Here is a 26327-nt window from a genome sequence, read left to right as displayed (position 1 = left end):
AATGGTAAAAGAAAATTGTAAGCAAATGAAAAATTTTATATATATAATAATCGCGTTATTAACTTTTTCTTCTTGTGAAAACATGTTGGAAGAGGAGGTATATGATACCAGAACAGTGGAAGATATCTACGCAACGCCGGAATCGGCAAATGCGGTGGTTCTGGGAGTTCTTAAGTCTTTTGGATCATATAATTATTACAGTGCTCAATTACATCAGGTTCTTGGTTTTCATTCCGGTTTAACAGGAAGAAGAGCTGGTGCAAACTCAGCTAAACCGTTAGCTCAGATGAAGGTGACTCCTGGTACAGCCTGGATTGATAAAACCTATGATGGCATGTATGAAACGATTGCCTCGGCCAATTTTGTGATTTCAACAACCGATTCTGTACCAGAAACTGATATCGCTAAAAATGCCAGAGGTGTTGCTTTGTTTTCAAGAGCAGTCAGTTATTTTAACTTGGTGAGAATGTACGGCGGAACACCTTTGGTTTTGGAACCAATTCTGAGTGAGGAAGAATCTCATGTGCCAAGAGCAACAAAGGAAGCTGTATTTCAACAAATTGAGAAAGATTTAATAGAGGCCTGGGGATTTTTGTATGAGGCTCAAGAAGTTAGTGCGATGCCATCAAAGTGGGCAGCTAAAGCGTTTCTGGCCAAATTATACCTTCGCATAGCTAGTGAGACTAATGCTGTTGAGGATTGGACTAAAGCTCGTGATTATGCCGTAGAAGTAATTACGTCTACAAAATATAGTTTAGTGCCAAATTTTGATGACCTGTTTGATTTGTCGAAGGAATTCTCTTCAGAGTCAATTTTTGAGTTAGCTTTTGCGACAGTACCTGATGGCGGTTGTGCTTTCCCAAATATTAAAGGACCTCACAAGACTACAGAAGGTGCTAGTTTGGAAGCTTGGGGACGTATCATCGTATTGCGAGCACCCTATGACCGGATGTTAGCTGCTGTAGGTGGTGTTGAAGATGCTCGTATGAATCTTGGTGCGTTAACAACATGGAACCGTTATGGAGGAACAACTGCCATAACTTACCCTATTAAAAAAGGTACTAAAATTAATGACAAAGCTACAAGTTACCTGTTTTATCCAGGTATCAACAAGTGGAATGATCCAGGTTCATTAAATAGAAACACAGCAGGTAATAATTTTATCGTTTGTCGTTTGGCAGAAATGTATCTGATTGCTGCTGAGGCTGAAAATGAGATCAATCCTTTGTCCCAAACTGCTATTGACTATTTGAATGATATTAGAGAGAGAAGCCGTAATAGCGGTAATACAGGTTTGCCTGCTGATTATACTGCAGCCGACTTTACAAGTAAAGAAGATTTGACGGACGCCATCATGGATGAACGTTTAGTCGAGTTCGTGGGCGAGTTGCATACTTGGTTCGACGCCAGAAGACGAGGTGTTGATTATTTGACGAAGATTTTTAATGCACACAATGATAATTTAGATTATATAAAGTCTCCTGAAGGGCAGTCTATTTATGGATCTGGAATTTTTAAATCTGCGAATGACTTTTATTTCCCTACTGATGCTTCAAGCGTCGAAAGAAACTTGTTATTGCCAATTCCGGCAACAGTAATTCAATCAAATAACGCCATTGGAATCGAAGATCAGAATCCTGGTTACTAATTAATAAAAATACCTAATATAATTCCTCCTCTCATCTATTGAGAGGAGGATACCTTACATCCTTACTTATTTTTAAAACATTGCCCATGTTGTATTTACGATATATTTTATTGTTGTGCCTAGGCCTTGCCTTTTTCAGTTGTCAAACGACAAGTGAAACGAGTGATTCACCCGCCTATCTGGACGCTGGTAACTCCATTGCGGTGCGTGTTAACGACTTGATGGAACGCATGACATTAGAAGAAAAAGTAGCGCAGATGTGTCAGTATGTAGGTCTTGATCACATGAAAAAGGCTGAGCAAAACCTCACGAAAGAGGAGATGGAGAAGAGTGATGCACATGGTTTTTATCCCGACTTGCACTCCAGTGATGTTGTAAAGTTGGTTGAAGAAGGTCAGATTGGCTCATTCTTACACGTTGTGGATGTAGAAGAAGCCAACTATCTACAAACATTGGCGTTGAAAAGCCGTTTGCAAATCCCATTGCTCATTGGTATTGATGCCATACATGGAACAGCATTGGTTAATGGTGCCACTGTATATCCTACCCCTATTGGACTGGCCAGTTCATGGGACACCACCCTGGTGAAAAAACTATCTGTTCAAACCGCTAAAGAAATGCGAATGACCGGGGCTGCCTGGACATTTACGCCCAATATTGATGTGGCACGCGAACCCCGTTGGGGCCGGGTTGGCGAAACCTTTGGAGAAGACCCACTTTTAGTATCAGATATGGGCGTTGCCATGATTGAAGGCTTGCAAAATACTGTTTATGCCGATAGCTTTAATGTTATTGCCTGCGCTAAGCACCTCATTGCAGGTAGCGAATCCATTAATGGTTTAAATGGTGCTCCCACAGATTTATCTGAGCGCACCATTCGCGAAATTCACTTACCTTCTTATCAAGCAGCTGTAGATGCGGGTGTATTCTCGGTCATGACGGCTCATAACGAACTAAATGGCGTGCCTTGTCATGCCGATAAATGGATGATGAGCGAAGTGCTTCGTAACGAAATGGGCTTTGAAGGTTTTATTGTCAGTGACTGGATGGATATTGAGCGTCTGGCCACCCGTCATTTCGTAGCTGAAAATCAAAAAGAAGCATGTTATCAAACTGTTGATGCTGGCATGGACATGCACATGCATGGGCCAGATTTTATCGAGCCAATCATTGAACTGGTTAAAGAAGGAAGATTAACAGAAGAACGAATCGATCAAAGCGTGCGTAGGTTGCTGGAAGCAAAGTTTAAACTGGGCTTATTCGAAAAACGTTTTGTAGATACCAAAGAAACAGAAGCTGTTCTATTTAATGCACAACATCAGGCCACGGCGCTTGAGGCCGCTCAAAAATCAATCATCCTGTTAAAGAACGAAAATATTTTACCCATACAGAAAGGGCAATACAAACGCATATTTGTAACCGGGCCAAATGCTAATAACGAAACCATTTTAGGTGACTGGACCTGGCCACAGCCACAAGATAATTTCACAACAGTACTGGAAGGACTGCAACAAGCCGATGCTGATTGTGCCTTCGACTTCCTCGATGTGGGAAGCGATTTAAGAAACATGTCGGCAAGCGATGTGAAAACAGCTTATCACCGTGCTAAAAAGGCCGAATTAGCGATAGTTGTGGTTGGCGAAAATTCTTTCCGATGGAATTGGAGCAATAAAACTTGTGGTGAAAACTCAGGGCGTTCAAGTATCGAATTATTCGGACTTCAGCAAGAAGTGGTTGAGAGCGTATATCGTTCGGGGACACCTACTATTGTGGTTTTTGTTAATGGACGTCCTTTAGGAACAGAGTGGATTGCCGACAACATTCCGGCTATTATTGAAGCCTGGGAGCCAGGTTGCAAAGGAGGCGAGGCCTTAGCTCAAATTATTTATGGAGAGGTGAATCCATCGGCCAAATTGCCAATCACCATACCAAGAAGCGTTGGACATCAACTGGCTGTTTATAACCACAAACCAACACATTATTTTCATAAGTATGTTGATTCCGAGTCAACGCCATTGTTTCCTTTTGGTCACGGTTTAAGTTATGCGTCATTCGAATACAACAATTTAAAGTTGGATAAGCAAGTAATAGCCAGCAATGAGACTTTAACACTGAATGTTGAGGTAAGCAATACATCTGAACGTGATGGGGTAGAGGTTGTGCAGTTATACCTGAATGATAAGTACTGCCCAATTACAAGACCAGTTAAAGAGTTGAAAGCTTACAAGCGTATTTCATTAAAAGGCGGTGAAACTAAAAAAGTTTCGTTTACAATTACACCCGACATGTTAGAATATTTAGATGCAGGTTTTAAACCAACCATTGATGCCGGGGAATTTGTAGCAATGGTAGGCGCATCATCTGCTGATAAGGATCTATTGAAGGTATCGTTTTCTGTTAAATAAATTATTCAGGATGGGCAGACGATTGGTTTCCCATTCTTTTAATCTTAACAGCTTAAAATATAATATTAGTATTAAAATAATTCTGGAAATATGTATAAGTCGTTCGTTTACATCACAGCTATACTAGTAATCATAAGCACTTGTTTTTTTACAGCTCATGCTCAACATTTGAACCAATATGCCTACCAGCCTCAATCGGTTAAACATGTATTTCTACCTGCCGAATTAGCTAATGCCGAATTTAAAGTATTAGACGAGAAGGGCGATGAGGTATTGCTTTCTAAAACAGGTAAAGCTAAGGCATGGGAATATTCCGGAACAAAGGTGACCGTGGCAGATGTCAGTGAATTGAATAGCAATGGTAAGTATCAATTAGTGATGGCTGATCTTCAACAGGAGATTGAATTTGTAATTGACAATAAAGCCTATAATAAAGTAGGTATTGACTTGTTAAAATCTTATTACATGGCCAGGGCCAGTGAACCAATACTTGAGAAACATGCGGGAATTTATGCGCGTGAAGCAGGTCATCCGGATGATAAAGTAATTATACATGCTTCTGCAGCAAGTAGCAAGCGTCCTGAGCAAAGTACTATTGTATCTCCTGGAGGCTGGTACGATGCAGGAGATTACGGGAAGTATATTGTCAATTCAAGTATTACCACCTACACCTTGTTACATGCCTATGAACTTTTTTCTGAACATTTAAAAACGGTAAATAGCAACATTCCTGAATCAGGTAATAATACAGCGGATATACTGGATGAGACATTGGTTAATCTAAAATGGATGTTGACCATGCAAGATTCCAATGATGGGGGAGTGTATCACAAGCTGACCACTAAGTCCTTTTGCGGAATGATTATGCCTGTAAAAGATAAGGCTGACAGATATGTGGTGATGAAAACAACGGCTGCTACGCTTGATTTTGCAGCTACCATGTCAAAAGCAGCACGCATTTTAAAGAATGAAAATAAGGAACTTAAGCAGTTGTCGGAGAAATGTGTTAAGGCTGCTGAAATGGCCTGGAACTGGTGTAAAGCTAATCCTGCAGTCTTGTATGTTCAACCAAAGGATATTAAAACCGGTCAGTATGATGATAAACATATCACTGACGAATGGTTTTGGGCGGCTTCAGAATTATACCTGACGACAGGTGATAAGAAGTATAAGAAACACATCAACTTTGAGGAGCAACAATTTATGCGTCCGGAGTGGCGACGTGTTAACAGCCTTGCCTTGTTAAGCATTTTGGCAGATAAAGACAGTGCTGACGATTTGCATGTTAAGAAAGCAGAGAAACATATTACAAGAATTGCCGATAAATTATTCGGCCAATATGATAATTCAGCATATAAAATTTCAATCGTCAAATTTCCATGGGGAAGTAATGGTGAAGTGATGAATGACGGTATGTTATTGATCAATGCTTACCTGATAAGCGGTGATAAAAAATACCTTCAAGTAGCCGATGCATGTGTGTCATATGTATTAGGAGCTAATCCATTAGATAAATGCTTTATAAGTGGTTATGGAAAAAATAGAGTGATGTTCTTGCATGACAGACGCTGTGAGGCTGATGGCATAGAAGCACCTATTCCCGGATTGCTTTCTGGAGGACCAACGAATACAGTACAGGGTGACTGTGGTGAAGAAACCTATGGTACAAAACTACCTGCTATGAGTTATGTCGATAAAGTTTGTAGTTATTCAACCAATGAGGTGGCTATTAATTGGAATGCTCCAGCTGTATTTGTTGTATTAGGTCTCGATGCTATTTATTCAAACCAATAAGTAATGAAGAAGAACTTTGTAATTATATTTTTGGCGATCTTTCAGTTAGCAACTACAGCTTGTAATCAGCATAAAAAAGAAGAGTCACGACCCAATATTGTGTTCTTTGTGGCTGATGATATGACGCGCGATATGTTTAATTTCCTGCCTGAAGGTAAAGGGAAAAACCTGACGCCGAATCTGGATATGTTAGCTAATGAGGGAGTGATCATGATGGGACAACATGTGAGTGCTACCGTGTGTACACCAAGTCGTTTCAATGTGTTAACAGGCAAATATGCCAGTAGAGCCACTAACCCTGAATTTCTTAAACAAGTTAAGAAAAATGATAATCAGCGTGTGGTTGAATGGAATACGCACATCATGCCGGGTGAGGCAAACATGGCAAGTATACTTCAGAGCGAAGGCTATTTTACCGGTGCTACCGGAAAAAATCATGTCTACGAAGTAGAAGCTTGGAAAAAAGTGCCTTTAACGGCCGATACCAGTGATTACAGGGTATTGGAACAGCAGCGTAATAACTACAAACTAACCCAAGAGGCATATTTGAAAAATGGTTTCGATTATGCTGAAGGTTTGTATTATGAAAATCCGGATTTCAATGGGCCTATGAGCATTGCAGTGCATAACCTGGATTGGTCAGCAGAGGCAGCAATCAATTTTATTGAACAAACCAATGACGATCCTTTCTTTTTGTATTTTGCAACCACATTGCCGCATGGGCCAACTGCTGCCAATCGTTCGTGGAATGCCGATCGACACATTATTCCAACTGGGAGATTAGATAAAGTGCCAGATGTTTTACCGAAGCAATCGACCATCCCAACGCGTTTGAAAAAAGCGGATTTGCCGGTTAATAATAAAACAGCCAATATACTGTGGATGGATGATGCTCTTGGTGCACTGATTCAATCATTGAAAGAGCAAGGAAAGTTCGACAATACCATCATTTTCTTTTTTAACGATCATGGGCAATATGCCAAAGGATCGGTTTACCAGGGAGCAACTGCTAATCCAAGTGTGATATGGAAGAGTGGAGGATTTAAGGGTGGAAGTGTTAGTGATAAGTTGGTGTCGAACGTTGACTTTTTACCGACCATCATGGATATGGTCAATGCCAGCACTGATATGAAAGAAATGGATGGCAAAAGCTTTTTGAATGAGTTAGAAGGAAAGAAAAGCAACATGCATGAATCCATGTATTTTGAAATTGGATACACCCGAGGTGTTAGGAAAGGAAAATACAAGTACATCGCTTTAAGATATCCGCAATGGGTGAAGGATATCACCGATGAAGAGCGTGTTGAAATTCTGGAAGCTTATAATAAGAAGTTAGCCATCAGAGGCAAAGAGCCAAATAATACGGATCCTACCTTACCTTTTGGCCATGTACAGATAATACCAGGTGGAGGTGATGCTGAATTTCCAGCTTCACAACGTTATCCATCTTATGCAATGGCTGATCAGCTCTATGATTTAGAGGCTGATCCAGGTGAGCAAAATAACCTGGCTGGTTCAGAAGAGTATCAAAAGGTTTTGCAGGAAATGCAGGATGAGTTAAAAAAACACATCAGGAATATTCCTGGAAATTTTGGTGAGTTAAAAACAGACTAAGTACATAGCCATAAAAAAATGGGTAATTTGATATACAGAGTAGGTTTGCTAGGTTTTTTAATCACCTTGTTATTATCGTGTAACAAGGTGGCTGAAAAACCAAATGTCTTGCTTTTGTACATGGATGACTTAAGGCCTGAGTTGGCTTGTTATGGACAAGAGCATATTCAATCACCTAATATTGATGCCCTGGCAGCCAAAGGTGTACAGTTTAACAATGCCTATTGTAATGTAGCCGTGTGTGGTGCCTCACGTGCTAGTATGCTTACTGGTTTGCGGCCAACTCAACATCGGTTTCGAGATTATAAAACATTCGTTCAGAATGATGCAGCCGGGGTAATAACATTGCCTCAATTATTTAAGCAAAATGGCTATACAACCATCTCTAATGGTAAAATATATCATCATCTGGATGATCGCATGAGTGATTGGGATGAAGTGTGGCGCCCTTATGCTTTTGATGAAAACCCTGAAGGACTAAAGCCCACTGATTGGTGGGAATCATTATGGCGCGATTACCTCAATGCTGATAATGCCGGAATATATAAAGCTACCAATCGTGGTCCTGCATTTGAAAAAGCTGATGTGCCTGATTCAGCATATATTGATGGCTTGATGACAAAAAAAGTACTTAAGGACTTAGAAAAGTTAAAGGATACTCATCAACCATTTTTATTAACTGCAGGATTTATAAGTCCCCATTTACCTTTCAATGCGCCGGCACGTCATTGGGAAAATTATAAGCGGACAGAGGTAAATCAACCGCTAAATAATAAGGCAGCTGCTTCTGAACCTGAGGCTTTGCGTTTTGCATCACATGAGCTGAGGCAGTATACAGGTATTCCTCCACTAGATGAGAGACTGAACGATGAAATGGCCATCTCACTAATTCATGGGTATTATGCCACTGTTAGTTATGTTGATGCATTAATTGGTCAAATACTACTTAAACTCGAGGAGTTAGAGTTGGATAAAAATACCATTGTTGTGTTGGTAGCCGACCATGGATTTAATTTGCAGGAACACGGGCAGTGGGGGAAATGGACCTACCATTTAACATCAACACAAGTGCCATTGATTATTGCATCGCCAACAATTAACGGCAATGGCAATACACAGGCTTTGGTTGAGTTGGTTGATCTGTATCCAACTCTGGTAGAACTCTGCCAATTAGATAATGCACCTGAGCAATTGGATGGTACCAGTATGCTTCCCTTGCTTAAAGATCACGGTTTGGAAGGAAAGGATTATGTTTTGATTAATAACCGAAATGCCTATACAATTAAAACATTACAGTATAGTTATACCGAGCTTCTGAGTGTCAATAACAATGAGGTAATTGCCCGGGCTTTATACGATCATTCACTGGATAGTAAAGAAGAAGTGAATGTGGCAGAGCAGGCTGCATATACCCATGTTGTTGATCGTTTACATGCAATATTGCATAGTGATTTTCAATACAATATAGCATTGGAGCACGACGGCTTAGAGGATTAAAAAAAATAGAATAAAAGAAATATACAACGATATGAAGAAATGGATTTCCTTAATTGTTCTAACGATTGCGTTTAATTTAAATGCACAAGAGCGCCCCAATGTATTGTTTATCGCTATTGACGACATGAAACCTTTAACAGGTAGTTATGGAGCTGATTTTATGGTGACTCCGCACATGGATGAATTAGCAAACTCAGGCGTAATATTTACCAATGCACATTGTCAGCAAGCGGTGTGTGGACCATCACGAGCCAGCATAATGACCGGGATGCGACCTGACTATACGGGTGTATGGGATTTAAAAACACGCATGCGCGATGTCAATCCTGATATATTGGCCATGCCCGAATTTTTTAAAAATAATGGATACGAAACGGTGGCAGTAGGTAAAATCTATGATCCTCGTTGTGTTGATAAGGAATACGATAAGCCATCCTGGAGTATCCCTTATAAAGAAAGTTCGAAATATATTTACCCTGCAGAATATGGCGAACCTGGCTTGTCGTATTATGCCTTAAAAGACCGTAAAGAAAAGGTACACGCTTTGGAAGCCGAGGCTCGTAAGAAAGGTGTTAACGTGCACAAATACGTATCAGATCGTTTTAAACCATCGGTTGAAATGGCTGATGTGCCCGATGAGGCCTATATTGATGGGCAGATCGCCAACAATGCGATTAAATACATTGATCAGTTTTCAAAGGAAAAGAGCAAACCCTTCTTTTTAGGAGTAGGTTTTAAACGACCTCATTTACCATTTGCTGCCCCTACCAAGTATTGGGAGTTATATAAGCGCGATGAAATAGAATTAGCGAAGTATCCATATCCGGTTAAGGATGGAGTTAATATGGCGTATCACAATTCAGGTGAGCTACAGAGCTATACCGATATTCCTCCATTGAGTTCGTTTACTGATATAAATACAATGGAGTTGCCTGATGATAAGCAGAAGGAACTAATCCATGGGTACTATGCAGCTATCTCCTACATTGATGCGCAAGTGGGTAAAGTGATGGCCAAGTTAAAAGAAACAGGTCTGGATAAGAATACAGTGGTGGTGCTTTGGGGTGATCATGGCTGGCATTTGGGCGATCATTCAATGTGGTGCAAGCACTCTAATTTTGAGCAGGCAACGCGCGTGCCTTTAATTATAACTGCGCCAGGTTTTGAGGCCGGTACTTATGCCCACCCTGCTGAGTTTATTGATGTTTTCCCAACCTTATGCGAATTATCAGGCCTTAAAACACCTAGTCAATTACAAGGGCTTAGTTTGGTTCCTGCCTTTAAGGATAATGATGAAATGGTAAAACCAGTAGCGGTAAGTCAATTCAACCGAGGTAAGAAAAAAGGATATTCCATCCGAAGCGATCGTTTTCGATTAACCCTATGGATGAAGGATGGTTGGAATACCTCTAAACCATTAAGAGGTGATGAAATTGTTGCCGGTGAATTATATGATTACCAGATGGATGAATTGGAGACAACTAATTTATACAACAAGGCTAAATATGAAACCGTTAAGAGGCAGTTGGTACAGGTATTTATTGACTTTGTGATACAGCAAAACAGCGAATTAAAAACTTCTTCTACCTCATCAGCAACAGAAAATAAGTCGAAGGTGGAAAATAAATCCACTATTGGAAATAAACCCACTATTGAAATAGGAACTACTTTTGACGATAACTGGGGAACGATTGAGCGTAAAGGAGCCAAAGCTGATTTCACCATCGAGAATGAGGTTTTAGTAGCCAATGTTGAGGCGCTGGGAGAAAATTCATGGGACTTACAGATGAAATACAAAAAGGGTTTGGAATTAAAGGCAGGCACCACATTGGTATTGAAGCTGTATAGTAAAGGGCCGGAGATGAAAATCAACCTTGGTCCCGTAGACAACTATCGCATCACAAGAAAACTACCTGCCAGCAACGGCAAAAAGGAGCAAATAATAAGGTTTACAGTCGAGAAGGATGGCACCTATCCAGTAAAATTATCATTTACAGGCACAGGAGAGTATCACATATGGGGACTAAGAACTGAGATTAAATAAATATAAACCTCGCATAAAAAGATAAGCATGAGACATTATTTCTATCCCATATTGATGCTAGCAGTTGCCATATTGAGTAGTTGCAAACCTAATTGTTCGAAAGAAGAGACTAGTGAAACCAATCTTCAATTAGAAACACTTAAAGATGGCAAGCAAAGGCGGAATGTCATTTTTATCCTAACCGATGACCATCGTTATGATTATATGGGATTTACCGGTAAAGTACCTTGGTTAGAAACGCCAGAAATGGATAAATTGGCCAGTGAAGGGGCTTATATGAAAAATGCCTTCGTCACTACTTCTTTATGTTCCCCTAGTAGAGCAAGTATCCTTACCGGGCAATACTCACATGTACACACATTGGTTGATAACCATGCACCCGATCCTGGAAATCTTATTTATTTTCCACAATATCTGCAGAAAGCCGGTTACCAGACAGGTTTCTTTGGGAAATGGCACATGGGTGATGAGCATGATGATCCACGTCCGGGATTTGACCATTGGGAAAGCTTTAAGGGACAAGGCGATTACTATGCGCCTAATTTAAATATTAATGGTGAACGAGTTCAGTACGATGACGATACTTATGTCACTGACTTATTGACCGAACACGCCTTAGAGTGGTTGGATGAGCGTGATCAAGAAAAACCATTTTTCATGTATTTGTCGCATAAGGCGGTGCATGCCTTATTTAAGCCAGCCAAACGACATGATGGTGTTTATGATGGAAAAACGATTGAAAAGCCTTCAACCTATACACAGACCATTGGTGAAGAGTATAAAGACCTGAAATGGCCTGAGTGGGTTAAACAGCAACGTCATAGCTGGCACGGAGTTGATTATATGTACCATGGTACGAATGGCACTTTCGATGGCAATCTTCAGAAATATTGTGAGACATTGCTCGGCGTTGACGAAAGTATTGGTTCGGTGATGGGTTGGTTAAGAGAAAATGGATTAGACGAATCAACCTTAGTGATTTATATGGGTGATAATGGCTTTAGTTGGGGTGAACATGGTTTGATCGATAAACGTCACTTCTACGAGGAATCAGTTAAAGTGCCAATGTTGGTGCGTTGTCCTGAAATTTTTAAAGGGGGAAAAAACATAGAGCGTATGGTGCAAAATGTGGACGTGGCACCAACGATTCTTGAAGTAGCCGGATTAAAGAAACCGGATTATATGCCTGGAAAGTCATTTGTTCAGTTGCTTCAGGGGGATGAAACCGATTGGAGAACACGTGTTTATTATGAGTATTTCTGGGAGTATGATTTCCCAATGACACCAACCGTATTTGGTGTTCGTACCGACCAGTATAAGTACATGCGTTACCAGGGTATCTGGGATCAGAACGAATTATATGATATTATTAACGATCCTGAGGAGAAATACAATCTGATGGGTAATCCAGAGTATGCTGAGGTAGCTAAACAGTTGGCTTCTGATTTATATGGTTGGTTGGAAGAAACTCAGGGAATGAATATTCCATTAAAACGTACCGTGAAGAATCCTTATGGCGATTATCGTCATTCAGATCAGTATTAATGAAAATCATGCTGCATTGATACAATGCAATTTTAAGATAATAATCTAGGAAGTGGGGGTGGAGGTTGCTTCATCCCCATTTTTGTAAATGAAAAACTCTATGAACAAGCTCATTTCACTTTTTCTGGTAAGCTGCTTCTTATTAATGACAGAAATAACAGCGAACACGCCTGATTCTCAGGAAAAACAACCAAATATATTATTTTTTCTGGTGGATGATATGGGGTGGATGGATGTGGCCTATAATGGTTCATCAGTCTACGAAACACCGAATATTGACAAATTGGCGACTGAGAGTATCCAATTTACCAATGCATATGTTACTCATCCTCGTTGCGTGCCTTCGCGTTATTCCATATTAACAGGCAAGTACCCCGCTCGTATTAAAAGGCCAGGGCCGGGTAAAATGAAGCTGGAGGAATTCACCATTGCTGAAGCGCTAAAAGAGACGGGATATGCTACTTTCTTTACCGGTAAATGGCATTTAAGTATGGGTGGGCCAAGCATGCCCGATAATCAAGGGTTTGATGTAAACATAGGAGGGGGTAAAGCAGGTGCTCCTATTTCCTATTTTTATCCTTATAATGAACCGCCACATCACCAGTTTACCATACCCATAGTTGGTCTCGAAGAGGGAGAAGAAGGGGAGTATTTGAGTGATCGTTTAACCCACGAAACCATAAACTGTATTGAAAAGCACGTAGATGCTATGCCAGATGTGCCTTTTTTTGCCATGCTTTCTCATTATGCTGTGCATGAGCCAATCGAAGCAAAGGACGAAGATGTGAACTACTATCAGCGCAAGATTGAGAAACATACATTTGAACATCCGGAATATATAAAGGAAAGCCATGGCTTAAGCAAAATGCGTCAGGATAATGCGACATATGCCGGCATGGTCAAGAGTGTTGATGAGAGTCTTCAGCAAGTCATGCTTGCATTGGAGGAAATGAATATCGCTGATAATACCATTATCGTTTTCTTTTCGGATAATGGAGGCTTGTCCAATACAGGCACTGAAGAGCGATTGTTGGCCACATCGAATTATCCCTTACGAGCAGGTAAGGGGCATTTATATGAAGGAGGAGTGCGTGTTCCATTGTTGATAAAATGGCCCCAAAAACAGAAACGGGGAACAAGCAGTGATGTTGTGATAACGGGTGCCGACTTGTACCCCACATTGTTGGAAATGGTGGGTGCAGATCTACAACCACAGCAACATTTAGATGGAGTCAGCTTTAAATCTTTATTCGATAATGAACCTAACCCGGTTCCTGATCGTTCAATTTTTTGGCATAATGCCATGGCACGACCAGCACGTACTGGCGATTACTACAGCTCTGCAGTGCGTAAGGGTCCTTACAAACTTATCGACTTTTATAAAAAAGGGTACATGGAATTGTATAACCTGGAAAACGATCCCCAGGAAGAAAATAACCTGATTGAGACGCACGCATATATTGCCGATTCATTAAAAAAAGAAATTATTGATTGGCGGGTGTCCGTAGATGCTTATTTCAAGCCAGATAATAAAAAGAGCAAATGGGATTAGCTGTGAAAGGAATGTTTATAGGCTGCTTCAGAGTAGATATTTATAATCAATTGAGCAACGGAATTAGGCATTGAAAAAATGTAAAAGTATGAGAATGAAAAATATTAAAGTAGTATTGCTTTTGCTTGTTTTTGGCATTAGTATGCCATCACAAGCAGGTGTATTATCGAAGAAACGAAACGTCCTATTTATTGCGGTAGATGATTTAAAACCCATCGGTGGATTGTATGGGGATAAAACAATTTATACTCCCCATCTTGATAAACTGGCTCAAACAGGATTTGTTTTTGATAATAACCATTGTCAGCAAGCTGTTTGTGCCCCAACGCGGGCTAGTATCTTAACTGGTAAACGCCCGGATTATACCCAGATATGGGACTTAAAAACATTTATTCGCGATAAGCAGCCAGACATTGTGACTTTACCACAGTATTTTCATTCCAAAGGCTATCAGACAGCTGCTATTGGAAAAGTGTTTGATAAACGATCGGTGGATGAGAAGCATGATTCCTTATCATGGTCAATACCCTATTTGGAAGCGGAAGGCTCAAGTGTAGTTGGAGGGGGATACATGAAAGAAACAAGAAGGGTATCAACTGAGTGTGCTGATGTGGCTGATTCCACAACTATGGACGGTCGAATGGCACTGGATGGAATTGAGTTAATGCGACAACTGGCTTCTGATGATGAACCTTTTTTTCTGGCTGTGGGCTTTCATAAACCTCATTTGCCTTTTGCTGCACCTAAAAAATATTGGGACTTATATGACCGCAGCAAAATAAAAACAGCTTCATTTACCGAAAAAGCCGAAGGTTCACCGGACTATGCTTATCAACCAGGCTGGGAAGTACGCAGCCAGTATGAAGATGTGCCAAAGGACTTTGATGTGCCAATTTCCATTGAAAAGCAAAAGGAACTGATACATGGATACTATGCCTGTGTTTCTTTTATCGATAAACAGATAGGCCTGGTAATTGATGAATTAGATAAATTAGGTATACGTGAGAACACCCTAATCGTTGTGTGGGGTGATCATGGCTGGCACCTGGGTGATCATAATATGTGGTGCAAGCACACCAATTTTGAACAGGCTACCCGCTCACCCCTTGTTATCGCTTTGGACGATAAGTATGTCGGAACAACCAATGCTCCAACTGAATTTGTTGATGTGTTTCCTACCATCTGTGATTTAGCCAATGTTAAAACACCAAATTACATCGATGGACTTAGTTTAGAGCCCATAATGAATGGAGATAGAACTGAGGTGAAACCCATGGCAGTTAGTCAATTTACCAGATGGCCTGATCGTATGGGTTACACTTTCCGGGATACGCGTTACAGATACACTGTTTGGATGTCAGAGCATTTCCGTTCGGGGCAAGTTTATGATGCTTCACTAATTGATGATGAAGAGCTTTATGACTATCAGAAGGATCCTCTGGAAACTAAAAACCTGATAGGAGATGCTGTCTATTCTGAGGTAAGAAAGTCAATGGTGGAAAAGTCAAAAGTGTTCTTTAATGAAGCTGTAGAAAAGAAAAAATAGACCTGAATTGATGCACAAACATATATACATACTATTAGGATTACTGTCTTTCATTGACGTATTTGGTCAATTTCAGTCAATACAACCCTATTCAATTGAAACGCGTAGTACCGGAAGGTATTTAAATGCCAATACCTCGGCTAATTCAAAATTTGTTTACAACAGAGCAAAAAGCGAATGGCATATATTAGATAATGGAGATGAAACATTCCGTATTGTAAATATTGCAAGTAATGAGGTTTTAGCTGTTAAAAATGCTTCACTTTTGGCAGATGAAAAGGTTTTAACAGAACCCTGGAGTACACAGGAACATCAAAAATGGACCTTGATAAAAACGGATGGTTTTTATCGCATCCTAAATGTCAAATCAGGATTAGCCTTGTCAGCCATTGATGAAGTGCCAGCAGTAATAGACCCTAACCCGGATGTGGCGTATTATAATTTTTACAGTTCAGTAGGAGCTGGCGTGCAGCAAAGTTATGTAGCTAAGGAAGCACAGCAATTCCATATTGCCCCCATCAAAGATAGTTATCAGGAGGCATTAGTAGTACCTCAGTTAGGTTGGAAGCCACATCACAAAAAAGAAGCTTTGCTTATATCCAATACAGAACTGGGGGCGCCCACTTTTAATGTTGTTGATGCACATTCTCAAACATCGGTACTGACCGGTACCATGACCAAATGGACTGCTACCTCTACCTGGGGGCAATACTACTATGTGGCCGATGTAAGTGGATTAAGTACCGAAGGTCATTATCAAATTCAGGCCAATGGCTTGGTCACCAATATGCTTATAGGGAATGATATTTATTTTGAGATTAAGTATAATAAAGGCGGAACACTTAGGTATAGCGATTTTTTTAACGGATTTTGGAAATACAATCACTTTTATCCTGAGACGCAAACCATCAACGAGGCAACTGTTTTTGATAATAATGGCACTGAGGAATTTACGGTGACAGGCACGTATGATGTACCTCCATATGGATGGTTTGATGCCCATTCACGGGATTCAAAGATGGGTCGAACCGCCAAGGCCATTGCCGATATGTGCCTGGGGCATTTCCATACAACTAATTTGGATGATAAACTGGCTCTTGAGGATGAGATTAAATATGGTTTAGAGCATATTTTTCGCACACATAACAAGGACGGGAGTTGGCCTGCCGGAAGGATTCGAGAAACGACACCTCCTCGCATATATTATTATTGGGTTACCAATGTGGATGCCTATAACTCAGCCCGTATTGCTAAGGCTTTGGCGCTGGCCTATCAGGTTTTTAAAGATTCTGAACCCGACATAGCGGCAGAGGCTTTGTCAACCGCTGAATTAGCCTGGGATTTTGTCATTAACAATGAACTTTTGGTTGACGAAAATATCGGTAAAAGCTTTAAAGGACAATCCGTTGATTTATTGGGAGCAGCCGTTGAAATGGCTTATGCTACCGGAGAAACGAAGTACTTTAATAAGGCCGATGAGATGTTTAATGCGGCTAAATTTAAGAATGGTATTTTTACAAAAGAAGACGGCACAAAATGGCCTTCAGAAACAGGGAATACCTATGCAGAGCTGGATAATGGCTCTATCCCTTCATTATGCCGCTATTACAACATTGCGCGCACCCAAGGTATGCGTGAGCGTGTGACCTGGGTGATGGAAACCTTTTTGGATTTCTGGTCTGCCAAACCTATGAGTCCGTTTGGTTTCCCGCAACATCCAATTGACAGAACAACGGATTTTGGTAATACTATTCAAGTAGCCCGGCTGGCCTATAATATGCTTGGGTATGCTGATTACCTAAATAATGAAAAGGCCTTTGAAATAGCTCTTGCGGCATTTAACCATTTGACAGGATATAACCCTTATGCGACTTCATACATTGTTGGTTTAGGGGATGAAACCATCACGCCATCGGTTAATTTTTTCAAGCGTTCATATGAAGATGGACTTGGTGCGATTCTACCGGGTTTTACAAATGATGGGACAAGTTTTATTCAGAGCTTCGAAAAATACCAGACTGGCGAGAGTGTGGTGCCCATTTCAAGTACGCTGTTTTACATGTTGAGCCGTTTTAATAGTTATTCAGATATCGTTTCAGAGCCTGAAGCTCCTCTTGATGGTGATTTAAAAATTAATGAAGTGAACAGCCATGCCACACCCAATGCCTCTTTTGTAGAGATTTACAATACAAGCAATAAAACCATCAGTCTTGAAAATATTTATTTGGAGCATTATAATACAAGTGCTAGTTATCCTGGTTATAATGGACGCAAGCTAATGAGCGGAACGATCGAGCCATATGGTTATGTAATTGTCACCCGTGATTTGACTGACTTTGAAGATGCACATGGCATATCAGCCGATTTTAGCCATGGAGGTATACATCTTAATACTAATACTATCGGTTTGGTTTTACGACATGGTAGTTTAGGTACACTCGATCAATTTAGTGATGTGACTACGTCGACTACTGCTTTTGGGGATGATCACCTTTATGTTCGTAATGGCTATAATAATGATGGGACCGATTTGTCGATTCACTGGATAGACAAAGGTACGCAACAAAGCGGAACACCTAAGGCTTATAATGGAGATATATCTCTATCAATACCTCACACAGACAATAGTCTGGAAGTTCGTGCATATCCCAATCCTTTTTCACATTCTTTTTCAATTGCCACAACCTATGACTTGGGTAATGTAGAGATTATCGTGCGCTCCTTAAGTGGAAAATTAATAAAGCATTTAAAACAGGTTTCTCCTCAGGGACTTCAACTTGGAACAGATCTAAGTGCTGGTGTGTATCTGGTGGAAGTAGTGCATAAGGATTATCGAAAAATAATGAAGGTGGTGAAACGGTAGTAAATTTAAAATGACTCTATGAAAAAACTGTTGAAGAATAAAATGCTTTGGCTTCATTTATTATTAATGACTGTTTCCATTTCAGGGTATACTCAGGTTCAGCTTCATCTCAATACTGATTTTATGCGGTCTGAGCAATTAACAATGGGGTATAATGGGCGCTCAACAGAAGGGCCATCATGGACCGATGAAGCATTTCTGTCATTGGTGAGTGAATCGCAAGCTGGTGTAATTCGGTATCCGGCAGGTACACAAGCTAACTATTGGGATTGGCGCACCGGAACCTTTATCGAAGGAACAAAAAGTGGCGGCAAAACGCCCTTTACCATTCCCATGGTGGTCAATGGAATTGATGAGGGGGTTAAATTAATTTATGTGGTCAATATGGCAAGGCCAACACCCATCACAGGTGTTTCATATGAAGCCGATGAAGCCACTTTGATAAGTGAAAATACTTTGCTGCTAAAGGTTGATGATATGTTGGCAGCTCTTCAAGCCTTTCAGCAGGCCGGGCAGCTACCCGAAGTGGTTGAGCTGGGGAATGAGTTTTACTTTGACAATGAACATGCCGCTATCTATGCTGCCAATCCGGAATTGTATCTTCAGCATTCGAAGGTAATCTGTCAACATATCAGGCAGGTATATCCAGATATGAAAATACTGATGATTACAACGAAAGGAGGAAGCTCATCAAGAGATAATTGGAATAATACAATTTTTAATGGCTTGAAAAATGAATCCGAATTAGCAGGTATGATACATGGAGTGGTGCAACACCATTATTTAAGCACTTACTATGGAGATCAAACAGCTGTGACGAATGTGCAAACAGCAAAAATAGCTATTGCCGAAGGGATTCAATATCCTCTTGAAAAATCAGATGATTATGCCATGGTGCCTGATGACTTCGAGTTGTGGTTGACCGAATATGGCGCAACGAAAGATAACACCCCAGGCTCATGGGCATCAGGATTGAGAGCTGCAGCTTATACCATGCAATGGCTTAAATTGGGTGAGAAAATCACTAACCTGATGTATCATCATGTCACCAATCATCCGGATGTTATTAACAAGGATCAAATGGAAGCAGGGCCTGTTGCTATTGCCTTAGCTTATCTTTATCAGGCTGCCGATGAGTGTCTTTATCGGCGTTCGGTTGATATATCAAATAATCCAGAGGCTGTTGCAGGTGTAGGTGCCATTCAGGGTCTGCAATTTATTAATCAAAACAGTGAGCAGCTGGTACTCCTGAATATTCATGAACATGCAGTTACGAATGTTGATATTCGGCACTTGTTGTCAGATGAAACAGCAGAAATTAATCAGCTTACGTGCAGCAATGTGTATGATTCACCAGTTTTTGAAGGAAGCGGTATATCGAAGAATACTTTTACGGCCAATCAGCAAATTGATTTACCTCCTTTTTCTTTGACTGTTATTAAAGTAAATAAGGTTTTTACAAGCGTTGATGAGTTAAAGAATGATGAATCACTGACCAGTACATATTTCGATAAGACCTTGGGGCATTTAGAGGTGAAAATAAATAAGCCATTCTCCAATGCATCAATACAACTATGGGATTTGAATGGAAAACTTTGTTTTGAGAATAAAGTTACATCAACTAAACAAAGATATTTGCTTGATACACCTCCTGGTATTTATGTTTGCCAGATGAATGTTGATAGTGATATTCAGTCGTTTAAGTTGCTGATTGATTAGGGGATAGAATAGGATTGATAAAATATTAGCCATGAATCGACTTATAATATTTACTGTATTTCTTTTAAGTCTATACAATGTTTTTGCAGCAGACGGAACAAATACAAAGCAAAAAACAATCTACCTGACAATAGATGACGGACCATCTGGAGCATTAACAAAACAATTTCTGGAGTTATTTGACCAATACAATGTGAAAGCTACATTTTACCATATGGGGAAGAAAGCTGAGCTTCAAATCGCTCTTTGTAAAAAAGTTCTAAGCAAAGGGCACCAGGTTGGAAATCATGGATTGACGCATAAGGATTTAACGGAATTATCAGAAGCAGATGTGAGGGAAGAGTTAATCACTTTTCAGAATTTGTACAAACAGCAACTCAACTATGAGCCCTCAACCTTTAGAGCACCATTTTTAAAAAGTAATATCTTTATAGATGAATTAGTGGATAGCCTTGGAATGACCAGCTATAAAATTAATGCTTATGCTCGGGATGCTAAACCAGAGGTGGAAGTTGAAATGATTGTTGACAATTTAAGTGACTTGCATGGAGATAAGCTTGTCATTTTATGTCATGAACGAACTCACACCTTAGAAGCATTAAAACATTTGATACCGATTTGGAAAGGCATGGGTTATAGTTTTGAAGCACTTAGAGCTGATGGTTAATAGTTAAGGATTGACATCATAAACCAAAGGATTATGAAAACGAATAGATTGGCAACAAGATTGGTTTTAGTTACAGCATGTTTTTTAATGGTATGCTGCGCACCTAAAAAGATTAATCAAGAGGAGCAGCAGATTGAAAAGTTATTGGCCCAAATGACCATTGACGATAAAATAGGTCAAACAGCATTAAGAGGTACGTCAAGTCGAGTAAAAGGGGCATTGTCTGAGGAATTTAAACAAGCCGTTCGTGATGGACAGGTAGGCAGCGTACTCAATGTGATGAATGTTGAATATGTCAAGGAGTTGCAAGGTATCGCTGTTGAAGAGAGTCGATTGGGTATTCCACTTATTTTTGCCCGTGATGTGATTCACGGTTTTAAAACCATCTTCCCCATTCCTATTGGTTTAGCAGCCAGTTGGGATGAGCAAACAGCTTATGACTGTGCCCGGGTTTCAGCCCTTGAGGCTTCATCGCAAGGTATTCGCTGGACTTTTGCTCCCATGCTTGACATTGCTCGTGATAGCCGTTGGGGAAGAGTGGCCGAGTCGCCGGGGGAAGATCCGTATTTAGCATCGATTTTGGCCAAAGCATACATCAGAGGTTTCCAAGGGGATAGTTTATCAGACCCACGCTCTATGGCAGCTTGTGCCAAGCATTTTTTAGCTTATGGAGCGGCCATTGGCGGCCGTGATTACAATTCGGCGGTGATTCATAATGCTGAAATGCAAAACATATATCTACCTCCATTTAAGGCAGCTATAGATGCAGGAGCTGCCACCATCATGTCTTCATTTAATGATGTAAACGGTGTTCCGGCAACAGGAAATAAATTTATCTTACGGGATATACTACGCGACCAGCTGGGCTTTAATGGTTTTGTAGTGAGTGACTGGAATTCGGTAACAGAAATGATACCACATGGCTTTGCAGCCAATGAAAAGGAAGCCGGCAAACTATCCGCCATGGCGGGTTTAGACATGGAAATGACCAGTGCTGCATATCAGAATCATTTAAAGCAACTCATTGAAACTGGAGAGGTGAGTATGGATGTTTTAGATGATATGGTTCGGAATATTTTAAGAGTAAAGATACAATTGGGATTATTTAAAGCTCCATATATACCCGATAATCACCCTGGTCAGATGTATGCCGAAGAAAGTATGAAGGCGGCCTATGATGCCGCAGTGAATAGCTTTGTTCTGCTTAAAAACGATAACAACTTATTGCCATTAAAAGCTGAACAGAAGATTTTATTAACCGGACCTTTAGCCGATGCACCGCATGATCAGTTAGGTACCTGGACCTTTGATGGTGACAAGGCACGGACTGTCACTGTTAAAGATGCTTTTGAACAAAATGCATCTACGCAATTTATCAATGGATTAGAATACAGTCGCGATAACTCAAAGAAACAGTTTCAAGCGACAGTAGCTAAGGCTAAAAAGTCAGATGTGATTGTATTTGTAGGTGGCGAGGAGGCCATCTTGTCGGGCGAGGCACATAGCCGTGCCGATATTCGTTTGCCTGGTGTTCAGGAAGAATTACTCTATGAGCTAAGCCAAACCGGCAAACCAATTGTATTGGTGATTATGGCGGGGCGACCGATTAATATTTCAGCAGTATTGCCTTTTGTTGATGCTGTTATGATGGCCTGGCATCCGGGTACGCTTGGAGGGCCAGCATTGTATGATGTATTGACAGGCAGTAGAGAGCCAGGGGGTAGATTACCTATCACTTGGCCGAAAAGTGCAGGACAGTTACCTATCTATTATAATCAAAAGAATACTGGCCGTCCGGCCGATAAGGAATCGTTCGTTCATATGGATGATATTCCGGTTGGCGCCTGGCAAAGTTCACTTGGGAATAAAAGCCATTATCTGGATGCTGGATTTTTACCAGCCTTTCCTTTTGGTTATGGACTGACCTATACTAGTTTTGATTATTCCAATTTGCTGCTTTCGGATACGACAATGAATGATGCGGGTAATATAAAGATGAATGTTACCCTAACCAATACAGGCAGCCGAAAAGGAACAGAGATAGTACAATTGTACCTGCAGGATCAAACAGCCAGTCTTACTCGGCCTGTAAAGGAGTTGAAGGATTATCAAAAGGTGACTTTGTTAGCTAATGAGTCACGCGTAATTGAATTTAACATCAAGGCTTCACAGCTCACATTCTATAATAACGATAATAAAAAGGTGTTGGAGCCTGGTGTTTTTAACGTCTTTGTTGGAGGAAACTCGCTACATGTACTTTCTGACTCTTTTTGTTTTGAATAGGAAGTTGAGGTTTTTGAAAAAAAATAAAAAATGATTAATGATGAGAAATAGTTATTTATTCACCTTCTTAATAGCAGTATTACTACTAAATATTGGAGAAGTTTTGGCCAAAAAAGGTCCGAATATTTTGTTTATCGAATGCGATGATTTAATGCCTCGCTTTATGAATAAATGTGGGGATGGCTTTGGCATTACACCAAATCTAGACCAATTGGCAAGTGATGGTGTTTATTTTAAGAACTCAGTTTGTCAAGCGCCAATGTGTGCACCTTCCCGAAATGGATTATTAACCAATCTGTATCCTCATGAATTAGGTTTTTACCGTAACGGACATCGAAAATTACTGCCAGAAGATGTATGGACCTTTCCGCAGGTTCTTCAGGAACATGGCTACACTACAGCCTATATTGGAAAAACCCATATGCGACCAAAATCCTTTAAGCAGTCAAAAGAAGAGGCCTTGTTGAGTTATGGTTTTGATTATGCCAAAGCTACAGGTGAGCGTTATCAGTTGTGGAAAAAACTAAACCTCAAAAAGCCGTATGGAAAGCAAGATGTGTTCATTCAATTTCTTAAAGATGAAGGTAAGTATGAGCAGTTTCTGGATGATAACAAACAGGGCGGCTGGTCGTGGTACAGTCATAGCACCATGGATGATGATGTGCATTACCTGGATGGTTACACCACCATGGTAGGTGAAAACTGGTTGGAGACTCAAAAGGATGCTGAAAAACCTTTCTTCTTGTGGTTTAACTTCTGTTTGCCGCACGATCCGTATGATGCACCTACTCAATATCAACAAGCCGCTAAAGCAATTGATATTCCTGCCGCTAAAACCAATAGCTTTGGGCATGAAGTGCCCGAATTATTAACCAAGTACTCGCATGGTAAACTACCCAATGCAGAAAACCTGGCACGCAGGCGTGAAGGGGAAGTAGCTAATGTGATGTTTATGGATAAGATGATTGGGAACCTGGTAGAACAACTAAAAGAAAGTGGCTTGTATGACAATACCGTGATCGTTTTCTTTTCTGATCATTCTATTTTCCTTGGCAACCATGGTATCGACGGTAAGGGTTCTTTGTTTGAAGAGTCGTTGCTGGCATCATTAATTATAAGTTATCCAAAGCATTTTCAAAGAGATGTGGTTTCAGATATGCCAGTTGAATTAATGGATTTAGTGCCGACTGCCTTTGAAATAGCAGGTATTAAAAAGCCTGAGAAAACGGCGCAGAATGGCAAAAGTATTGTGCCTGTATTGTCTGGTAAAATCGAATCCGTGCGTAAGTATGCCATCTCAGAAATATGGCAGGCACAAGCGGTGAGTGGATCGCGCTTTCGTTTAATAGTAACCGAATTAGGCCATGAGTTTTTGTACGATCATGATACTGATCCTTATGAAATGGATAATGTGGCTGAACAACACCCTGAGGTGGTGAAAGAGATGAAAGACTACCTTGAACAATGGAAAGTATCAACGGGTGAGTTTGTTAAACCAAATACCTACTAAACGACATTCTTAGAACCTATTTCTCATGAAAACATTAAGCTTATCATTAATTATAACTCTTAGTTTTTTATTGAGCCATGCTCAGGAAAATACACTAGCAGGTTTTGAAATTCAGAATAACAAACACATGCAATTTGTACGTGATATGGGCGTAGGCTGGAATCTTGGAAATACACTTGATTCTAAAGGGAAAGATGAAACAGCCTGGGCCAATCCTAAAGCCACTAGGGAGCTTATTAATGTTATAAAAGAAAAGGGTTTTAATACGCTAAGAGTGCCGGTGACCTGGCAATACCATATTGGAGATGGTCCTGAATATCAAATTGAGCCAGCTTGGTTACATCGAGTGGAAGAGGTTGTGAATTATGGCTTGGATAATGACATGTACGTGATTATCAATATTCATCATGATGAAGAATGGGTAATCGCGACCTATAAGGAGTGTGAGAGTGTGAAAAAACAACTGAGGCTCGTATGGACACAAATAGCTGAGTATTTTAAGAATTATCCTGAGAAACTCCTATTTGAAACCTTAAATGAAGTAAGGTTGAAGAATACACCTGAAGAGTGGAATGGCGGTAGTGCTGAAAGTCGTGATTGCCTCAATCAATTTCATCAGGTATGCGTGGATGCCATCAGAACTACAGGCAAGAAAAACAAAGATCGTTATCTGATGATATCACCTTATGCGGCTTCATCGATACCAAATGCTTTAAATGATTTTCAATTGCCCGACGATAAAAACCTTATTGTATCGATACATAATTATTACCCTTGGAAGTTGTGCCTCGAAAAAACTCGCAAAGACTGGGGGGCAGATGAGGATAAAGTAGCTTTGGATAGGGAATTGGATAGATTAGTTGAACATTATCTATCAAAAGGTATTCCCGTTATAATGGGAGAGTGGGGTACAGTGAACAATGAAAATATCCGGGATCGCATGCGGCATGCCGAGTATTATACGAAGGCTTGTATAAAAAGAGGTATTTGCCCCATCTGGTGGGATAATGGTTATCCTCATGAGTTTGCTCTAATCAATCGCAAAAATTATCAGTGCTTGTTCCCTGAAATTATTGAGGTAATAATAAATTCTAAACAATAGCACACAATGCGGCTAAGTGAGAAATTTAAGCAAATGCTCTGATTACCTAGACAACGATTTTGTTGTAATGATTACAATTCACTTAGATAAGCTTAAAGGTCATTGTGGAGGATTACAGAGTATTTGACTAATATCATTTACAAGTTTTTATCAGATGAGTCGGTGTTCTAAAGGGTGTGTTAGGGATTGAAAATCAAATCGATATAGAGTTGTATTGTGATTGGTTGTTTGCCTGAATTGTTTGTTAAATTGTGTATGATATAATATTATTTCAATAAAAATGTTTGAAAACCAGATTATTAATTTACTTTTGATGCATTATTATTATTTCAATTAAAGTAAGATGAATAAAGGAAAAGTAAAATTCTTCAATGACTCAAAAGGTTTCGGCTTTATCACTGAAGAGAATGGTAAAGAGCATTTTGTACACGTTACAGGATTAATTGATGAAATCCGTGAAGGTGACGAAGTAGAATTTGATCTACAAGAAGGTAAAAAAGGCCTTAATGCTGTTAATGTGAAAGTAATATAATTACTA

General features: G+C 40.1%; 16 protein-coding genes. All 16 read left to right on the top strand.

All coding sequences use genetic code 11. The features are described 5' to 3' along the window. Positions 1 to 25: 25 nt before the first annotated feature. The 16 genes from JIV24_RS12855 (at position 26) to JIV24_RS12780 (ending at position 26321) form a co-directional block, all read left to right on the top strand. A complete protein-coding gene (locus JIV24_RS12855; RefSeq protein WP_200465456.1) occupies positions 26 to 1648 on the top strand; it encodes a RagB/SusD family nutrient uptake outer membrane protein in 1623 nt (540 codons plus the stop codon). 86 nt (positions 1649 to 1734) lie between these two features. Then, positions 1735 to 4053 (top strand): glycoside hydrolase family 3 N-terminal domain-containing protein, encoded by a 2319-nt coding sequence (locus JIV24_RS12850; RefSeq protein WP_200465455.1) that lies wholly within the window; start codon positions 1735 to 1737, stop codon positions 4051 to 4053. Positions 4054 to 4143: 90 nt separating this feature from the next. Further along, positions 4144 to 5847: a glycoside hydrolase family 9 protein gene (locus JIV24_RS12845; protein WP_200465454.1), complete on the top strand. Its 1704-nt coding sequence runs from the start codon at positions 4144 to 4146 to the stop codon at positions 5845 to 5847. Positions 5848 to 5850: 3 nt separating this feature from the next. Continuing rightward, on the top strand, positions 5851 to 7461 hold the full coding sequence (locus JIV24_RS12840; protein ID WP_200465453.1) for a sulfatase-like hydrolase/transferase: 1611 nt from the start codon (positions 5851 to 5853) through the stop codon (positions 7459 to 7461). Positions 7462 to 7479: 18 nt separating this feature from the next. Continuing rightward, the gene (locus JIV24_RS12835) at positions 7480 to 8958 is read left to right on the top strand and encodes a sulfatase (RefSeq protein WP_200465452.1); all 1479 of its coding nucleotides are present in this window, start codon (positions 7480 to 7482) and stop codon (positions 8956 to 8958) included. A gap of 31 nt (positions 8959 to 8989) precedes the next feature. Beyond that, positions 8990 to 11002, top strand: coding sequence for a sulfatase (locus JIV24_RS12830; protein WP_200465451.1), 2013 nt, complete (start codon positions 8990 to 8992; stop codon positions 11000 to 11002). A 27-nt stretch (positions 11003 to 11029) separates the two neighbouring features. After that, a complete protein-coding gene (locus JIV24_RS12825; RefSeq protein WP_200465450.1) occupies positions 11030 to 12547 on the top strand; it encodes a sulfatase family protein in 1518 nt (505 codons plus the stop codon). 100 nt (positions 12548 to 12647) lie between these two features. Then, on the top strand, positions 12648 to 14099 hold the full coding sequence (locus tag JIV24_RS12820; RefSeq protein ID WP_200465449.1) for a sulfatase: 1452 nt from the start codon (positions 12648 to 12650) through the stop codon (positions 14097 to 14099). A gap of 94 nt (positions 14100 to 14193) precedes the next feature. After that, positions 14194 to 15645, top strand: a complete 1452-nt coding sequence (locus JIV24_RS12815) for a sulfatase (RefSeq protein WP_200465448.1) — start codon at positions 14194 to 14196, stop codon at positions 15643 to 15645. Between the two features lie 10 nt (positions 15646 to 15655). Next, positions 15656 to 18508, top strand: a complete 2853-nt coding sequence (locus JIV24_RS12810) for a glycoside hydrolase family 9 protein (RefSeq protein WP_200465447.1) — start codon at positions 15656 to 15658, stop codon at positions 18506 to 18508. An 18-nt stretch (positions 18509 to 18526) separates the two neighbouring features. After that, positions 18527 to 20227 carry a T9SS type A sorting domain-containing protein gene (locus JIV24_RS12805; RefSeq protein ID WP_200465446.1) on the top strand — a complete coding sequence of 567 codons (1701 nt, stop codon included), beginning with the start codon at positions 18527 to 18529 and terminating at the stop codon, positions 20225 to 20227. A 31-nt stretch (positions 20228 to 20258) separates the two neighbouring features. After that, positions 20259 to 20894 (top strand): polysaccharide deacetylase family protein, encoded by a 636-nt coding sequence (locus JIV24_RS12800; protein ID WP_200465445.1) that lies wholly within the window; start codon positions 20259 to 20261, stop codon positions 20892 to 20894. Positions 20895 to 20927: 33 nt separating this feature from the next. Continuing rightward, positions 20928 to 23177 carry a beta-glucosidase BglX gene (bglX, locus tag JIV24_RS12795; RefSeq protein ID WP_234445825.1) on the top strand — a complete coding sequence of 750 codons (2250 nt, stop codon included), beginning with the start codon at positions 20928 to 20930 and terminating at the stop codon, positions 23175 to 23177. A gap of 37 nt (positions 23178 to 23214) precedes the next feature. Next, positions 23215 to 24687 (top strand): sulfatase family protein, encoded by a 1473-nt coding sequence (locus JIV24_RS12790; protein ID WP_200465444.1) that lies wholly within the window; start codon positions 23215 to 23217, stop codon positions 24685 to 24687. Between the two features lie 25 nt (positions 24688 to 24712). Further along, complete coding sequence (locus JIV24_RS12785) at positions 24713 to 25789, top strand: glycoside hydrolase family 5 protein (RefSeq protein ID WP_200465443.1); 1077 nt, start codon at positions 24713 to 24715, stop codon at positions 25787 to 25789. A 343-nt stretch (positions 25790 to 26132) separates the two neighbouring features. Beyond that, entirely contained in the window at positions 26133 to 26321 is a 189-nt protein-coding gene (locus JIV24_RS12780) for a cold-shock protein (protein ID WP_200465442.1), read from the top strand. Positions 26322 to 26327: the final 6 nt, after the last annotated feature.

It is taken from the genome of Carboxylicivirga marina, from assembly GCF_016612505.1.
GTDB lineage: Bacteria > Bacteroidota > Bacteroidia > Bacteroidales > Marinilabiliaceae > Carboxylicivirga > Carboxylicivirga marina.
Note: the sequence above shows the minus strand (reverse complement) of the source record. Positions and strands in the feature narration are given on the sequence as shown.

Coding starts and splice junctions, on each gene's coding strand:
- JIV24_RS12825 (WP_200465450.1), top strand. CDS start 11,030: ATGAGACATTATTTCTATCCCATATTGATGCTAGCAGTTGCCATATTG.
- JIV24_RS12810 (WP_200465447.1), top strand. CDS start 15,656: ATGCACAAACATATATACATACTATTAGGATTACTGTCTTTCATTGAC.
- JIV24_RS12780 (WP_200465442.1), top strand. CDS start 26,133: ATGAATAAAGGAAAAGTAAAATTCTTCAATGACTCAAAAGGTTTCGGC.
- JIV24_RS12840 (WP_200465453.1), top strand. CDS start 5,851: ATGAAGAAGAACTTTGTAATTATATTTTTGGCGATCTTTCAGTTAGCA.
- JIV24_RS12835 (WP_200465452.1), top strand. CDS start 7,480: ATGGGTAATTTGATATACAGAGTAGGTTTGCTAGGTTTTTTAATCACC.
- JIV24_RS12805 (WP_200465446.1), top strand. CDS start 18,527: ATGAAAAAACTGTTGAAGAATAAAATGCTTTGGCTTCATTTATTATTA.
- JIV24_RS12790 (WP_200465444.1), top strand. CDS start 23,215: ATGATGAGAAATAGTTATTTATTCACCTTCTTAATAGCAGTATTACTA.
- JIV24_RS12785 (WP_200465443.1), top strand. CDS start 24,713: ATGAAAACATTAAGCTTATCATTAATTATAACTCTTAGTTTTTTATTG.
- JIV24_RS12815 (WP_200465448.1), top strand. CDS start 14,194: ATGAAAAATATTAAAGTAGTATTGCTTTTGCTTGTTTTTGGCATTAGT.
- JIV24_RS12830 (WP_200465451.1), top strand. CDS start 8,990: ATGAAGAAATGGATTTCCTTAATTGTTCTAACGATTGCGTTTAATTTA.
- bglX (WP_234445825.1), top strand. CDS start 20,928: ATGAAAACGAATAGATTGGCAACAAGATTGGTTTTAGTTACAGCATGT.
- JIV24_RS12850 (WP_200465455.1), top strand. CDS start 1,735: ATGTTGTATTTACGATATATTTTATTGTTGTGCCTAGGCCTTGCCTTT.
- JIV24_RS12845 (WP_200465454.1), top strand. CDS start 4,144: ATGTATAAGTCGTTCGTTTACATCACAGCTATACTAGTAATCATAAGC.
- JIV24_RS12820 (WP_200465449.1), top strand. CDS start 12,648: ATGAACAAGCTCATTTCACTTTTTCTGGTAAGCTGCTTCTTATTAATG.
- JIV24_RS12800 (WP_200465445.1), top strand. CDS start 20,259: ATGAATCGACTTATAATATTTACTGTATTTCTTTTAAGTCTATACAAT.
- JIV24_RS12855 (WP_200465456.1), top strand. CDS start 26: ATGAAAAATTTTATATATATAATAATCGCGTTATTAACTTTTTCTTCT.